A 15,630-nucleotide genomic window follows, 5' to 3' on the forward strand; every position below is an offset into this window, starting at 1 on the left:
CTTTAATATGATCTTTTCAATATTGGATCAACAGCACTAAACACCTCTAATCATGAAAGAAGAAATTATCTCTGTAAAGAGTATTCACGAGTTACACAAACTTTTAAACTTAGATGCTCCACTTCATCCATTGGTTTCAATTATTGATGCCAAAGATATTGCTTTTGCTAAAGAAATGTTAGGAGTGAAGATGACTTCAGAACTATATTATATAGCGGTTAAAGACCATTGTAATGGCTTGAAATATGGTAGAAGTTCTTATGATTTTGAGAATGGGACGCTAATGTTTTTAGGTCCACATCAGATTATCTCTATGTCAGAAGAAATAAAAAAAGGAGAATCTGAAGGATGGTTACTCTATTTCCATCCCGATCTATTTTCAGGATCTCCATTGGCTGATAAAATTGATGAGTTTTCTTTCTTTTCGTATGATATTGATGAAGCTTTACATCTATCAGAAAAGGAGAGACAAATCATGCAAATTGTTATCGATAATATGAATGAAGAATTAAATAATAGAATTGATAACCATAGTCAAAATGTATTCATTTCTAATATTGAATTATTATTAACCTACAGTGCTCGATATTATGATCGACAATTTAGCCTAAGGAAAAATCAAAATTCTACTGTTGTTAGTCAGGTAGATCAATTACTTAAAAAATATTATGAAGAGGGGAATTTCACATTAACAGGAGTTCCAAATGTTCAGTATTTTGCCGATGAGGTAAATTTATCTTCCAATTATTTGAGTGATTTATTGAAGAAAGAAACTGGCAGAAGCGCCAAAGATCATATTAACGATTTTATTATTGTTAAAGCAAAACATATATTATTAGGTACGAATCAATCCATTAGTGAAGTAGCTTATAATTTGGGTTTCAATTATCCTCATTATTTTAGTCGTCTATTTAAAAATAAGACAGGTATGACGCCTAATCAATTCAGAGACAGTAATTAACAGATCTCAACTACTCTTTTAAAAAACAAAAGGTACACTCAAAATAAACCTAAAAGTTCAATTCCTTTATTTGTGTTTTAGAACAAGTTATTTGTGTTCTTTTCCTCTTGAAGACTTTCTGATATTTGTAGAGTAATAAAAAAACATCTAACTAAAATTTAACTATGAAAAACATAGCATTAATCACAGGAGCATCATCAGGTATTGGGAAAGAATTCGCGAAAATCCATGCAGAAAGAGGAGGAGATTTAGTGGTGGTAGCTAGATCTGAAAACAAATTATTAGCCTTAAAAAAATCTTTAGAAGAGAAGTATAACACTAAAGTTGTCATCATAACAAAAGACTTAAGTGATTTGTCTCAAGTGGAAGAGGTATATCAAGAAGTAAAATCACAAGAGATCGAAATTGACTACCTAATTAATAATGCAGGATTTGGTGGACTAGGAAAATTTCATGAAAGAGATTGGAGTAAAGACTTGGCAATGATCAATTTAAACATCACGGCATTAACGGCTTTAACACGATTCTTTTTAGACGATATGGTCAAAAAGAATAAGGGTAAAATATTAAATGTTTCCTCTACTGCAAGCTTTATGCCTGGACCATTACAAGCCGTTTATTATGCTACAAAAGCCTATGTAACTTTCTTCAGTAATGCAATTGCTCAAGAATTACATGATACAAATATTACAGTAACGACATTAATGCCGGGAGCAACTGAAACAGGTATCGGTAGTTCATCAGGAATGGATAAGACAGAACTATTTAAAGATACGGCATCACCTTATACAGTGGCATTAGACGGATACAATGGTATGATAAAAGGGAAATTAGATGTCATCTCTGGTTTGACTTTTTCTCAGAAAATTATGATGAAAGCAGTGCCTCTTACTCCTAAAAAAATTATACTTAAGCAGATATATACTATGCAACAAGCCTCTGAATAATACTTGAATTGTTCATTAAATATAAATTTTCGAATAGACGTTTTTACAATCATTTTTACGAGTGAGAATTCAGCATCGTAGAATAATATGTAAGGACGTCTATTTTTGATATCGAATAGATTTAATTGATTGACTAATAGTCAAGTAAATTTGGGTAATAGTCGTTTATTCAACTCATTAGAACGATTTCTTAACCAAAAAAACTACTACATTGATTATGTTGCATATGATGAAAATGATCACTTAAGTGAGAAAAAATAAGATATTCTCACACAATAATTACCTGATCACATCAACATTAAAGAGATTCTATTTACTTGTGTTAATCACTTCAATATTAATGAAAAATATATTATTTTATTTCTTATGTGTACTCTTCTTTTTTAATGTGAAAGCACAAGAGAAGAAAACTACTCCAACAGAACAGAATGTAGCTTTAGTCCAACCGGATGGTAGAAGATTTAGAGATATAGTAAAAGAAAAATATACAAATGATAATGTATATATAGGGGCAACAACTAGTTATAAGGAAACCGAAGGACCGTTAGGAGATATCTTAAAAAATGAGTTTAGTTATATTACTCCAGCGAATGATTTTAAACAAACAAGTATTCACCCTAAACCTGGAGTTTGGGATTGGGAAGCTTCTGATGGTTGGATAGCATTTGCCAAAAAGAACAATCAAGCAGTTAGGATACATGGTCCAATATCACCTCAATGCTCTAAATGGGCAAGAAAAGATCACAGAACAGCCCAAGAATTAGAAGAAAATCTAAAAGAATATATGACGGCTTTATGTCAACGTTATAACGATGTTGAAAACGTTATTTGGATGGATGTTGTTAATGAAACGGTAGATCCAGATGGGTCATGGAAAAAGGCACTTCCGGGTTTAAAATGGGAAATGCCATGGGAGAAGATGGGATATGTAAAAACGCCTCCAGAATTTAAACATTTAGGTGGTGAAATACCAAAGTATATCATAGATGCTTTTACAATAGCAAACAAGGAAGCTCCAAATATTAAATTAGTGATCAACCAACATTTAGGTATGGAACCTGCCGCTTGGAACAAAGTAAAAGACATGGTGAGGTACTTAAGATCTTTAGGCTTAAGAGTGGATGGCATTGGTTGGCAAGCACATATCAAATTAATAAAGGATGATCCAAGCCAATGGGAAACCAATTCAATAAACACCAACGAATTATCAGCATTAATTTCATGGGCTCATCAAAACGATTTGGATTTTCATGTAACTGAAAATAATATTCATGCAAAATTGGAAGATGAATTGAATGAAGAAGAGCACAGTGTAATTTATTCAGGTATTATCAAAACTTTATTGGAACATAGAGATAATGGTGTGGTAACTTGGAATCTTTGGACTTTAAACACCACAGATCACAAAACTACTCGCATAAAGAAAGTAAAAGTAGGTCTTTGGAATAGACAGTTAGGAGTAAATAAATCTTATTATGAAGTACAGTCTCTATTGGAAAATCCACCTAAATCAAAGTAAATTTTATACTTTCACTGTCCGAAGTTTTACGTGATAGCTTCTTTACAAATCCATATTTTGAGGAATATCAAACTATACAAGATGTGAATGATAAGCTTTTCTCTTCATTTCCAATTTTCAAACTACTAATTATTACGTTATAATAAAGATTTTTTATGGGATGATATACCGGAGAAAGTTTTGATAACTTTAAAACCATGTAATAATTCAGGTTTTGAAAAATATTATCAGTGGTATCAAGCATTAGCAGCTGATTTGATCAAAGAACCACAAGAAAAATGGAGAAAAGACTACCGTCCTTTTCATGAACTCCACCTTACATTCCTTTCCATATAAATAAAAAAGCAGATAAGCCACTACAACTTATCTGCTTTTTTATATCATCATATTTTGTCACAAAAGAGCCGTTAGAATTTCACTGCTGTTGACGTTTACCCCCACTATTCTCAGTATTAAGCCGCTAGGCGTTACTTAGAATGTCCCATTGTATAAGTTTTTAACTTATCACAACAAACTAAGCCAATGGAAAAAGAAGATAAGATAATAGCTGATATCTAAGCTAATGAAAATTTAAAGACTGTTTTACAAGTTGATACTTCTTTGGTGAGTGGTTGGGAAATTGCTTATATCAATGGAGATGATTTAAGAAAAGACAAAGATTTTATGGCAAGATTGTAAAGATGATGGTACTCCATTACCTGCTATCAATGAAGGGGATACACGTCCTGCTGAAAAGTCAGATATTCGTAGGGCAATCAAAAGTACTGGAGAGATTTATGCATTTTATAAGGCATTTTATAATTTATATTATTTGGGGGATGGAATGAGAAGCCGATATATTGAAACGATGGGGTTAAATGATGCTCTTCAAAAAATTTTAATATTATATCAAATTTTAGACATTCGTAAAATGTTAAGGTATGAATTAGTTAAGAATGGAAATTATTCTAAAAGTAATGTTAATAAACTTGCAACTGCATGTGTTTCTTATGGTTCATATTCTGTGAAATATAAAAGTGGAAATATATTATTTGAAGAAGAATTTATTTCTTTAAGTAATGATAAACCTACACAACAATTGATTGAAAATGGAGGTGGATTTGTTAATAATAAAAGAATAATTCCTACTGATAGAGAAAGACTTTCTGATAACTCACAAAGATATATTGATGCTGCTGTAGGTTCAGCTTTGGATTCAGAATCAAAGGTTATTGAATATGTTTTAGAGAAAATAAGAATAGAGAGAAATATACTTTTAGAAAAATCTAGAAAAGATCTTTTAGAAGAAGGTTACTTGCATGACGATTTAATAGTTGATTTTAAAATAATAGTTGAAATGCATCCTTGTAAATCTTGTGAAAATATAATTGATACGCATAGAAAACATTGTCCAGTTAAACCTATATTTTATGATTTTGGCACTTTATATCATAATTTAAATTTTAATTATGAAAAATAATCTAAACGAATTTTACAATTCAATAATAAGTTTTTTAAATGCTGTTGATAATTCAAAATCAAGGTTTATTAAACCTTGTAAAGATCAAGAAATAGAATTATTAATTACCAAATTAGGATTTGAGCTTCCTAATTATTTAAAGATATCTTTATGTAATTTTGGTAATGGTATGAGTTATTTTAATGGTAATGGTAATGAAAGTTTTATTCCTTATATAAATTCTATATCTAAGAATATAGATATGTTAAGGAGAATTCCAGACATTATGATTAAATATATTCACCCTACTTTTTCTAAATCAGCCAAAATAATACCCTTCAGTTGGCGTGATGATGCAGGTCAAGGAATGTTATTTTTGATTAATGCTAAAAGTAAAATAGATCGGTTATATGTATTAGAAGATCTATTATTGAATTACGATGATATCAATATTTTTAATCCAATTAGTATTTTTGATGAATATGAAGATTGGGAAAAGGATGATTGTACTTTAAAAAAATTAGGAACATTACATCAAATTTTAAGATGTGATGTAATAAAAGCATTTATCAGAGGTGTTGAATGGAAAAACAAAGAAGGCTATAATTATGTCAACTTTGAATCATTTGAAATGATTTCTTGGGCTAAGTTTTATGAATATTATATTGTAAATCCAGATCTAACCCAAACAAGAATTTCATGGAATAATATTTGGGATGGAAATTTCACAAAAAAAATGCAAGAAAGAGAACAACAAACAGGAGAAATATTAGGAATAGAAGCTTATGAAATCGCCTACATCAAATACCTGATAGAAGAAAAAGGAGTGCCACCAATTCCACATATATACGATCCATATACTGATCCTAAAGCAGTGATTTAGAGTTTCAAATAATAGTGTAAATGTATAATTTATCCCATCGTATTTTAAAAGAGCATTTTTCAGAAAAATGGCAAAAAGAATATTCTAACTTTTTTGCTGAAGAACACTTTCAAGTTTTTCTAGCGAATCTTACTTTAGTATTCAATGCTAATTTCCCTAAAAATCGATTACCTTATTTTAAGGATGAAATTACACCTCCTTGGGATGAAATATATAAAGAAATACATGCAAAAAAGGAGTATTTAGAAGTTAGTGCTTACTCTGAAGATGAGAGCTGGGTGAAGTTAATAGAAGCTTTACCCTTTCACTATTTGCTTCTACTTTTAGGACAACGCTTAACATCCGCAAGTATAACAGATTCAAACGATATTCCTCCCTTAAAAACTACATTACTAACAAGTAGTTTCACACCTTATAATTCTCAGGTCAGTGTAGCAACAAGAGCATGGGAGAAACATGTTGGTCGTCATTCTGATAATTTTTGGGGTGAGGTGAAAGGATCGCCATCTGATAAAGAAGAGTATGTGAGAAGTTTAATTCATCAAATGCTGGAGTATAAAACGTGGTGGAACGTGTTTCATCATTATAAACATGAGTTGGTTTATGAAATTAGAGTAGAGACGGGTCATGGCATACGTTGGTCGCATGGAGGTGAAAAATTAATTGGTTTTTTAGAACCTTTTTTGAATGAGGATCATGCTCACTGTACATAATTTAAAAAGCAGATAAGCCATCCCAACTTATTTGCTTTTTTATATATTCATTTTGTGAGATTTCACCCCATCACACCCCCCACTTCCTTACCATCAAAAGCCACGCCGACAAGCATTATGTCCGTTTTTCCAAGTTCTTTCAGCGTTGCCAAATACTTAGAAGAATGAATTTGTTGCATCGCCTCTTGAGCAATTGCCTCTAAAGATTGTTTCTGATAAGGCTTCTTTGCTTTAAACTCAAGAATCCATCCACGAGCATCATTATTATCCTTAGGGTAGATCATTAAGTCGGCTCTGCCAAGACCCGTTTAGGGGTTAGACTTCACGATAAAGTTATTAGAAAGATGTGCCATTAATCCTAATACAAAAGCATGATAAACCCTTTCAGGGAAGCTTTTCATATTGAAATCATTGTAACTAAAGGCATTCATCAAATATTGCGAGAGGTACTATTCAAAAGCAGGGGCATCTTGCTCCAAAAGACCCGTTAGAATTTCACTACTGTTGACGTTTTCTAATTTTAATACTTAATTATTATGGATGATAAGTGTAGAAATCTATCATTAAGGTTACCTTTTTAAGTAAAATAGATAGCTTTTTTTGGTTATTAACTAATTTACATTTTTCTTCATCATGAATTCCGGAATGAGTAGAGTTGAATGCGATTAAGATGAAATAATAAATCTTTTCATTGTACTTATTTTATGATGATATATTATAATTTAATTTTTGAATAAGCTCTTCTTTATGAATAAGACATTTTACCTCTTGATCTACTTTCTATATACTACATTACAATTTGTACAAGCTCAAAATTTACAATTAGGTATTCCCTTAGGACATAATGGCCCAATTGGAGAAATCAATTTTATAGAAGATGGTAAGTATGTTATTTCATCTTCTAGTTCGAAAAATTACTTATGGTCAACACAAACGGGACATTTAATTAAAGAATTGACCCTTCAAGAAGCAAAAAAAAAGATAAATGAAAATGAAGTTAACAAAAAAGAATACAATCTTTTTTTAGAAGAAACTTTGAAGACAGAAGGGAAGATACGAGGTTTTATAGATGAGAATAAAGTGGTTTTTCAGCAAAAAAATGATAGTCTTTGCAAAGTATATAATTTAGAAAAAGAAAGATTAGAATATGTATTTAAGTGTGGGGAAATAGATTCTTTTAATGGTATTTCAACCTCTTCATCAGTTCCTTTTTTTGTAATATCATCAAATAATAATGAGATACAGGTACGCAAAAAATCAGACGGTACATTAGTATATTATAAGGATTTTGGAAAATATATCACTCAAATCTATATCTCAAAGAATAGTCCTTTTTTTATTGTGAATTTTAACGAAGATGATGACTATTTATTGACTTTGGATAAGAAAATGAAAACAGTTTCCGAAGATACTTTAAATGGGATTGATGTAGTAGATGTTATAAAAACGCCTAAAGGGGAAGATTTTATTTTACAAGTGATTAGTACAAATAATGAAGGGTATTATAACCGTAATTTAGTGGGATATAATTACACTCAAAAGAAAACAGTTTATGAAATTCCTGACTTTTATGATGGCGTATGTGGTATCACCTTTACCAATGATTATCAATATTTCGCAGTAGTCCCTTGTGGTTCTACAAGTGAGTATCACGCTTCTATTGGTTCTTCAAATTACTTTGTGATGTACAATACATGGAGTGGAAACAGAATACATAGTTTTAATTCTAAAACCGAAAAAATAAGGTCCGCAAAAATTGATAAAAATCTAAATCACCTTTCTGTAATGACGCATACAGGAGGAGGGCAATCACAAATTATTGATTTAACTACAGGTCGGTTAAATAGTATTTTAAATAGCGAATTTGTGATTGATGCACTGTTTTCAGAAGATGGTAATTATCTGATGATGGAGGCAGATCAGAGATTGGTAAATACAGGAATGTCAGAAGAGTTTGGATTAGAGCTTTTAGGGAGACATTCAAAATGGGTATGGGAAGTTGCGTCAGGAAAATTAATACATATCATTGAAGATATGCATAACACTTATCATTATGATTTCCCAGATCAACGTTTTGGTATAACAGGTTCTTATAAAGATTCTACTATTGCTATGATTACAATAAAAAATGAAGCGATGATGGAGGCCCATAAATATTTATTAGGGCACACACAAAAAATCACTGCAATGGAAATAAGTCTGGATAATAATCTAGCAGCAACAGCATCACAAGATAGAACAATTAAAATATGGGAGTCAGAAACAGGGAAAGAATTACAATCCATTAAAATTGATACGTCACAGGTAAATAAATTACAATTTGATTTAAAAAGCCGTTATTTATCTGCGTTTTTTAGTGATGGATCACAGAAAGTATGGGATATTAAAACAGGAAATTTATCACATAACATAATTTTTAAAAAAGAAACAAAAGTAGACCTAGAAGAAAGTAATGATATTTATAGAATTGAACATGATTATAAAAATGATCTGCTTAAAGTTTATAATAAAAAATCAGGAGAATTATTGCATAAATTAACGAGTCATAAAGATGCAATTACAACGTATGAAATTTTAGAAGGGACTAACTATTTATTAACTTCTTCTTATGATGGAAGTGTAATCATTTGGGATTTATTGACCGGTAAACAACTAATTAGACAATTTATATTCGACAAGGAAGATGTGATATGGATATTACCAAATGGATATTATTTTGCTTCTAAAGGAGCTTCGTCAAAATTGTATTATATCAATGGTATAGAAAGCGTTGGATTTGAACAACTAGATATCAAGTTTAACCGCCCGGATAAAGTATTAGCAGTTTTAAATCAGATTACAAACAGGGAAGATTCACGTCTTATTGATGCTTATAAAAAAGCTTGGGAAAAACGTGTATTGAAGTTAGGTATTGATACAGCAAGCTTCGATCAAGGTTTTTCGGTACCTACAAGCGATTTTAAAAATAGAACAAGTTACACCTACGAACAACATGAAAAAAAAATACGTTTAACGATTGTAGCTCATGATAGTACTCAGTTTTTAGATCGTTATAATGTATGGGTCAATGAAGTACCAGTTTTCGGAAAAAAGGGTCTATCAGTAAAGGATTTAAATACAAATAACATTAATGAAAAAGTAAGTATTACCTTATCTAAAGGGATGAATAGAATTGAGACTTCTGTTATTAATGCAAAAGGAATAGAAAGTTATCGTTATCCATTATATGTAAAGTACATTCCAAAAAAAGAAGAAAAAGAGAAATTATATTTTATTGGGATTGGAGTTGATGAATACAAGGATAAAGAGAATAATTTGGCCTATTCTGTTAAAGATATTCGAGATCTATCAAAAGCTTTAAAAGAGAAATATGGTCAGCAAATAATTATTGATACCTTATTTAATGATCAGGTGACCGTAAAAAATGTTTTGGCATTAAAAAAACAACTTTACAATTCGAAAGTAGATGATAAAGTAATTATTAGTTTTTCTGGGCATGGTCTATTAAGTCAAAATTTGGATTATTATTTAGCAACACATGATGTAAATTTTTCAGCTCCAGAAGAGAACGGTTTATTGTACGATAATTTAGAGTATTTGTTAGACAGCATTCCTGCTCGTCAAAAAGTACTATTTATTGATGCATGCCATAGTGGCGAGGTAGATAAAGAAGGAATCGAATTAATTGCTAATGCAGAAGGGTTAGAAGATGGAGTCAAAGGTCTTGTTATAGTGAAACAAAAAGAAAACAAAATCGGACTTAAAAATAGCTTTGAACTGATGAAAGAGTTTTTCAATAATGTAGATAGAGCAACTGGCACAACCGTTATTTCGGCTGCTGCAGGAACACAATTTGCACAGGAACGAGGTGAGCTTAAAAATGGTGTATTTACATATTGTATATTGAAACAATTACAACTGAAAGAAACTATGACGATTAGTGAATTAAAAAAAGAAGTGAGCAAACATGTACAAGAAATGACCAATGGACAACAACAACCTACAAGCCGAAATGAGACGATGGAAAATGATTGGAAAATTTGGTGATGATCATTTTGATAAATTAATTCCTAAGTTCTTGTATAAATAATTCAATTAACACCAACGAATTATCAGTACTAATTTCATGTGCTCTTTGGACTTTAAACACTACAGATCACAAAATTACTCGCATAAAGAAAGTAAAAGTAGGTCTTTGGAATAGACAGTTAGGAGTAAATAAATCTTATTATGAGGTACAGTCTCTATTGGAAAATCCACCTAAATCAAAGTGAATTTTAACCCCTTTAATTATCAATTATTGGGTGTTGTATATTATAAAACGAAAGCTGCCTTTGTTAAACAGAGGCAGCTTTTTGTTTTATCTATGGCTAATGTAATTAAAAAATACTCTCTTCACTTTTAAGACCAAGAGTTTGACTAGTTGACTATCTTAAAATCATGAAAATCAGATCAGTGAGTATTTATGAGCATTTATTCAGCAATCATAGGGCCTATTTTGTGTTCAAAAAAATCAAATTAGTAGCATTCATAATCATTCTGTGTTCTCTACTTTTTTTTAAAAACCCGACATTTACTATATAATGGATTACTACTTATCAATACATAATATGAGAACGATATTTTTTTTACTATTACTCCCGATATCAATTTTTTGCTTAGGACAACAGGAGAAAAATAAACAGCCTAATGTACTTTTAATAGTTGTAGATGATTTAAACGACTATGTTGGCTTTTTAGGTGGACACCCTCAAACAGCAACACCTGCCATGGATAAATTGGCTAATGAATCAGTAATATTTACAAGTGCTTTTTCTAATAATCCCATTTGTGCACCATCGAGAGCTAGTTTCTTTTCAGGTTTATATCCGCATACTTCAAAAAACTTTGCTTTTAAAAAATACCAAAACAATAAAACATTATCGGGTTCCAAAACTATGATGGAACTCTTTATGGAAAATAACTATAGAGTAGCAGGTACAGGTAAATTAATGCATCACTTTGATAAATCTCATTACCATGATTTTAAAGAGAAATCAGATTTCGGACCTTTTCCTTATGATGGCAAAAAAACAATAGGACACCCAAGTGTTCCAGAACCTTTTAGAAGTGTTGGTGCTTTGGATGGTAGTTTTGCTCCTTTATCTGATATCCCCGAAGTGAATGGTAATAAAGGTTGGTTTGATAAAGTAAGTAATTGGCCAAAATTTACAGTAAAACCATTCAGATATAATTCTGATGACGATAGAGATTTAATGCCTGATGAAGTAAAACTAAAAGAGGCTATTAAATTTTTAAAATCGTTTAAAGAAAATAAAGAACAACCTTTCTTTTTAGGTGTAGGTTTTAATCGTCCACACACACCTTTGTATGTACCAGAAAAATATTTTAAACAGTTTCCACTAGAAGATATTCAATTACCTGATAACAATTCTAATACTGAAAAACTAAAATATGGTACTCAAAAAGAAGGGAATGCAGGCCAGAGAGGTTTTGAACATTATGCAAAATTAGTGGCTAGTTTTGGTGATGATCAAGATTTAGCTTTAAGAAAATATATCCAAGCCTATCTAGCATGTATTGCTTTTGTTGATGAACAAATAGGAGCATTATTAAATGAATTAGACAATTCTGAATTTGCAAAGAATACAATAGTTGTATTAGTGTCAGATCATGCCTATGTGATGGGTGACAAGGAGTATTTATATAAAAATGCCCTTTGGGATAAATCTACTAGAATTCCAATGTTAATTAAAGATCCAAGGAAAGGGAATTCATTTAGAGTAGCAAATCCAGTCTCTTTAATAGATATATATCCTACATTAATAGAAATGTGTGACCTAAAAGGTACTAACATTAAAAACGAATTTGGTAAACCTTTGGATGGTCACAGTTTATATCCTTTCATACAAAAGAAGCCTAAAAAATTCACAGGAAAACCCTATGCATTAAGTGCAATAACAGGCGGAATGGGTGATGTAGTCAATAGAAATCATTTTTCTATTCGTACTCAAAAATATAGATATATCCGATATGCCAATCACACAGAAGAGCTATACGATCATACAGTAGATCCTTATGAAAAAAATAATGTTGCCAAAGAAAAGAAATATCGCTCTATTAAAAATGAGTTAGAAGCGATGTTAGACAATGAATTGAAACCAACAAATTAATTAAACTATCCTTTTTCGAGATGAAATATTTTTATAACAAACTTGTATTATTTCTTTTCTTGATGAGTGCTTTTGTAGTAAGAGCTCAAGAAATAACCTCTCTAAATGGAGAATGGGAAATTATTTTTGATGATCAGAATGAAGGAAGAGAAAATGGCTGGAATAAAATCAAAGGATTTAACGAATTTGAATTAAAAGAGAAAATTCAAGTTCCTAGCTGCTGGGAAAATTTCCGTGAAGATTACGAAGGTGTAGCGATATATAAGAAAGATTTCTTTGTGCCAAAAGCATGGAAAGGTAAAAATATCTCATTACAATTTGAAGCAGTCAATTATTTATCTGAAGTGTACTTAAACGATGAAGTTGTTGGGTATCATAAAGGAGGTTTTACCCCTTTTGAATTCAGAATAAATAAGACTCTAAAATATGGTGAGAACAATACTATTATTATTAGAGTAGTTTCTCCTGTTCTATATTCTGGTAAAGTAATTGATGGCTTACAACCTCATCAAACACCAATGTGGAGAGGAGCATTAACAGGTGGAATTTGGCAAGATGTACAGCTAAAAGTTACAGATGATTACTTAGTTGATGATGTATTTATCACAACGGATTACACATCATCCACCGTAAATACGGAAGTACAGATTGAGAATACAGCCACTGAATTAAGGGAAGTTAATGTGCTTATCAACATTCTTGATAAAGAGGGGCAGTTAGTAAAAACAAAAAATGAAACCAAAACATTAACACCAGGTAAAAACACTATTGATTATCAGTTTATCATTGAAAATGGCGAATTGTGGTCGCCTAAAAATCCGTATTTATATACTTTAGATGTTCAGGTTTTTAAAGAAGGGGCTTTATCAGATGAGTTCAAGTTTAAGTTTGGTATTCGTGAGTTTACCATTAAAAATAAAAAATTCTATTTGAACGGTGAAGAATTTTTCATGAAGGGTGGTTTCTTTGAAGGTCTATACCCTACAAAATTAGCCTACCCAGATTCTGAAGAAATGGCTAGAAAAGAAATTCAATTAGCACTTGACGCTGGTTTTAATATGATCAGACCTTGGAGAAAACCTCCTCCTAGAAAGTGGTTGGATTTATGTGACGAAATGGGTGTGCTAACGATAGGTTCTCTTGCAATTGAATGTATGCATCGACCAATTGCATCGCCAATGCTACCTGAAATGGTAGAAATAGAAGTAAGAGAATCTGTTTTAAGAGATAGAAATAGAACATGTGTTATTCAGTGGGAATTGTTTAATGAATTGTGGCAGCCGGTATTGATAGAAATGTTGCATCCAATGGCGTTATTGGCTAGAGAATTGGATCCGACACGACTTATTTTAGATGAATCTGGAGGCTTTGCAAATGGAGCAAATATCTATTTACCCAACGAAAAAGTAGCTATAAAATTTTCTGATATTCATAATTATCCAGGTTGGATTTTCGATGATAAAAAGTTCCAAGGGTTGAATCAAGTCTCTTGGACAAAAGAAGAAAAGAAGGCTGCAGGGTATCCGAAACTACATTCTCCTGGTAAAAACAACCAAGCAGGAACAATGGTCTTTGTTTCCGAAATTGGTTATGGATCAATTCCTGATTTTACAGCGAATAATAGATTATTCAAAGAAAAAGGAAATAAACGTAGTCCTATGTACAAAGAGCATTTACGTTTAGAACAGGATTTTAATACGGTATTAGATCTCTCAGGTATGCGTAGTGTTTTTCCTACTTTAAATGATTTAGTTGTCGCTCAGCAAAATTACCACGGTCGATTAAATAAAAGAATGTTGGAAGCATCAAGATCGAATTATCTTACGGCAGGCTATTGTATTCATGCTTTAACAGATGGAGATTGGATTTTAGGAGGTGGTATCATAGATCTTTGGCGAAATCCAAAAGGTCAAGTATATGAAATGACTAAATTGGCGAATCAACCACAGTTAGTGATAAGTAGAATCAGAACAAGAAACATAGTACAACACAATCCCTTAGATCTAAAAATTATTGGTGTAAATGAATACAAGGATGAAAGTGTCTCTATCGATATCTTCGTTAGAGATAGCAATAATAATGAGATCTTACATCAATCTACAAAAGGAAATTTAACTCACGGAGTCTCTGATTTATTAAAAATTCAATTAGAAACAAAAGACCTAGAAGGTAGCTATAAATTACATACAGTGATGAAAAATTCTAGGGGAGAAGTGATTGGTAAGAATCAAGAAACGTTTGATGTTTTTTCTGAAGCAAATTTAAAAATACCAACAGAGAAAATTGTATTGTTAGAAGCTGATAATACGTTTGCTAAGTATTTTGAACTTAAAGGTATTTCGTATGAACTATTCTCGGGAAAACATAAAAAAGATCAATTAATAATTGTCGGGAAATTATCTGATACCGCCTCTTTTAAAGAGAAGGTGGATCAAGCTAAAACACTAGCAAAAAAAGGAAGTACTGTGTTTTTTACAGAAGTGATGGGAAAAAAAGTAAACGAAAGAGAACCGAGAGAAATCTTTACCTCTTTACAAAAGACGGAAGGTTTTCCTTACGATGTTCAATTAATAATGGCCAATGGCTTATGGCACAATGCTGCCCCAATTGTTACAGATCATCCTATATTTAATGAACTTCCGTCTAATCAATTTATGGGAGAAGACTATTATCAAGTGGGCACTACAACAGCAATAGTTGCCCCTGAAGGTAAAAATATAGTGGGTGTAATTACTCACGATAGATTCCCTGATCAGGATCATATGAAGAGAAATTATAAAGGTGTTGGTAAAGTGTATTTTAATTCGGAATTACTAGAAACTAATGTAGGAAAAGGGAAGTGCATATATTCTACATTAAAGTTGAACAAGAGTATTCACAGTGATCCCGTTGCTCAAAAAATAATGAATAATATCATTATGTATTATTCTAAAACCATGCAATAAAAGTGTTTTTGATGGTGATTAATAACAAGTTTTCATCCATTTACTGAATAA

At 31.3% G+C, this 15,630-nt stretch carries 10 protein-coding genes and 1 pseudogene; 10 read left to right on the plus strand and 1 reads right to left on the minus strand.

Going from position 1 to position 15,630, the window contains the following annotated elements:
• Window positions 1–52: 52 nt before the first annotated feature.
• The 7 genes from NH26_RS21445 to NH26_RS21470 all read left to right on the plus strand — a co-directional run bounded on the left by NH26_RS21445 (window position 53) and on the right by NH26_RS21470 (window position 6,461).
• Window positions 53–961 carry a helix-turn-helix domain-containing protein gene (locus tag NH26_RS21445; RefSeq protein ID WP_044226384.1) on the plus strand — a complete coding sequence of 303 codons (909 nt, stop codon included), beginning with the start codon at window positions 53–55 and terminating at the stop codon, window positions 959–961.
• Window positions 962–1,125: 164 nt separating this feature from the next.
• Window positions 1,126–1,908 (plus strand): SDR family NAD(P)-dependent oxidoreductase, encoded by a 783-nt coding sequence (locus NH26_RS21450; RefSeq protein ID WP_044226385.1) that lies wholly within the window; start codon window positions 1,126–1,128, stop codon window positions 1,906–1,908.
• A gap of 340 nt (window positions 1,909–2,248) precedes the next feature.
• Window positions 2,249–3,427, plus strand: coding sequence for an endo-1,4-beta-xylanase (locus NH26_RS21455; RefSeq protein WP_071397255.1), 1,179 nt, complete (start codon window positions 2,249–2,251; stop codon window positions 3,425–3,427).
• Window positions 3,428–3,607: 180 nt separating this feature from the next.
• Window positions 3,608–3,763, plus strand: a complete 156-nt coding sequence (locus NH26_RS25535; RefSeq protein ID WP_158021999.1) for a hypothetical protein — start codon at window positions 3,608–3,610, stop codon at window positions 3,761–3,763.
• 511 nt (window positions 3,764–4,274) lie between these two features.
• The gene (locus tag NH26_RS21460) at window positions 4,275–4,886 is read left to right on the plus strand and encodes a hypothetical protein (protein ID WP_044229876.1); all 612 of its coding nucleotides are present in this window, start codon (window positions 4,275–4,277) and stop codon (window positions 4,884–4,886) included.
• A complete protein-coding gene (locus NH26_RS21465) occupies window positions 4,876–5,748 on the plus strand; it encodes an SMI1/KNR4 family protein (RefSeq protein WP_044229879.1) in 873 nt (290 codons plus the stop codon). The genes NH26_RS21460 and NH26_RS21465 overlap by 11 nt, the downstream gene beginning before the upstream one ends.
• A 20-nt stretch (window positions 5,749–5,768) precedes the next feature.
• Window positions 5,769–6,461, plus strand: coding sequence for a hypothetical protein (locus NH26_RS21470; RefSeq protein ID WP_044229881.1), 693 nt, complete (start codon window positions 5,769–5,771; stop codon window positions 6,459–6,461).
• A gap of 62 nt (window positions 6,462–6,523) precedes the next feature.
• Here NH26_RS21470 and NH26_RS21475 read toward each other — a convergent pair.
• Window positions 6,524–6,754: pseudogene (locus NH26_RS21475) on the minus strand (PD-(D/E)XK nuclease domain-containing protein); the annotation flags it as partial.
• A 454-nt stretch (window positions 6,755–7,208) separates the two neighbouring features.
• Here NH26_RS21475 and NH26_RS21480 point away from each other — a divergent pair.
• The 3 genes from NH26_RS21480 to NH26_RS21490 all read left to right on the plus strand — a co-directional run bounded on the left by NH26_RS21480 (window position 7,209) and on the right by NH26_RS21490 (window position 15,579).
• Window positions 7,209–10,508: a caspase family protein gene (locus NH26_RS21480; protein WP_044229888.1), complete on the plus strand. Its 3,300-nt coding sequence runs from the start codon at window positions 7,209–7,211 to the stop codon at window positions 10,506–10,508.
• 563 nt (window positions 10,509–11,071) lie between these two features.
• On the plus strand, window positions 11,072–12,634 hold the full coding sequence (locus NH26_RS21485; protein ID WP_174549723.1) for a sulfatase: 1,563 nt from the start codon (window positions 11,072–11,074) through the stop codon (window positions 12,632–12,634).
• Window positions 12,635–12,654: 20 nt separating this feature from the next.
• Window positions 12,655–15,579 carry a glycoside hydrolase family 2 protein gene (locus NH26_RS21490; RefSeq protein ID WP_044229572.1) on the plus strand — a complete coding sequence of 975 codons (2,925 nt, stop codon included), beginning with the start codon at window positions 12,655–12,657 and terminating at the stop codon, window positions 15,577–15,579.
• Window positions 15,580–15,630 lie beyond the last annotated feature (51 nt).

The organism is Flammeovirga pacifica (assembly GCF_000807855.2).
Classification (GTDB): Bacteria; Bacteroidota; Bacteroidia; order Cytophagales; family Flammeovirgaceae; genus Flammeovirga; species Flammeovirga pacifica.

What these genes read in the sequence shown, in the direction of transcription:
- NH26_RS21445 (WP_044226384.1), top strand. Translation starts at nt 53, where the DNA reads ATGAAAGAAGAAATTATCTCTGTAAAGAGTATTCACGAGTTACACAAA.
- NH26_RS21450 (WP_044226385.1), top strand. Translation starts at nt 1,126, where the DNA reads ATGAAAAACATAGCATTAATCACAGGAGCATCATCAGGTATTGGGAAA.
- NH26_RS21455 (WP_071397255.1), top strand. Translation starts at nt 2,249, where the DNA reads ATGAAAAATATATTATTTTATTTCTTATGTGTACTCTTCTTTTTTAAT.
- NH26_RS21460 (WP_044229876.1), top strand. Translation starts at nt 4,275, where the DNA reads ATGGGGTTAAATGATGCTCTTCAAAAAATTTTAATATTATATCAAATT.
- NH26_RS21465 (WP_044229879.1), top strand. Translation starts at nt 4,876, where the DNA reads ATGAAAAATAATCTAAACGAATTTTACAATTCAATAATAAGTTTTTTA.
- NH26_RS21470 (WP_044229881.1), top strand. Translation starts at nt 5,769, where the DNA reads ATGTATAATTTATCCCATCGTATTTTAAAAGAGCATTTTTCAGAAAAA.
- NH26_RS21480 (WP_044229888.1), top strand. Translation starts at nt 7,209, where the DNA reads ATGAATAAGACATTTTACCTCTTGATCTACTTTCTATATACTACATTA.
- NH26_RS21485 (WP_174549723.1), top strand. Translation starts at nt 11,072, where the DNA reads ATGAGAACGATATTTTTTTTACTATTACTCCCGATATCAATTTTTTGC.
- NH26_RS21490 (WP_044229572.1), top strand. Translation starts at nt 12,655, where the DNA reads ATGAAATATTTTTATAACAAACTTGTATTATTTCTTTTCTTGATGAGT.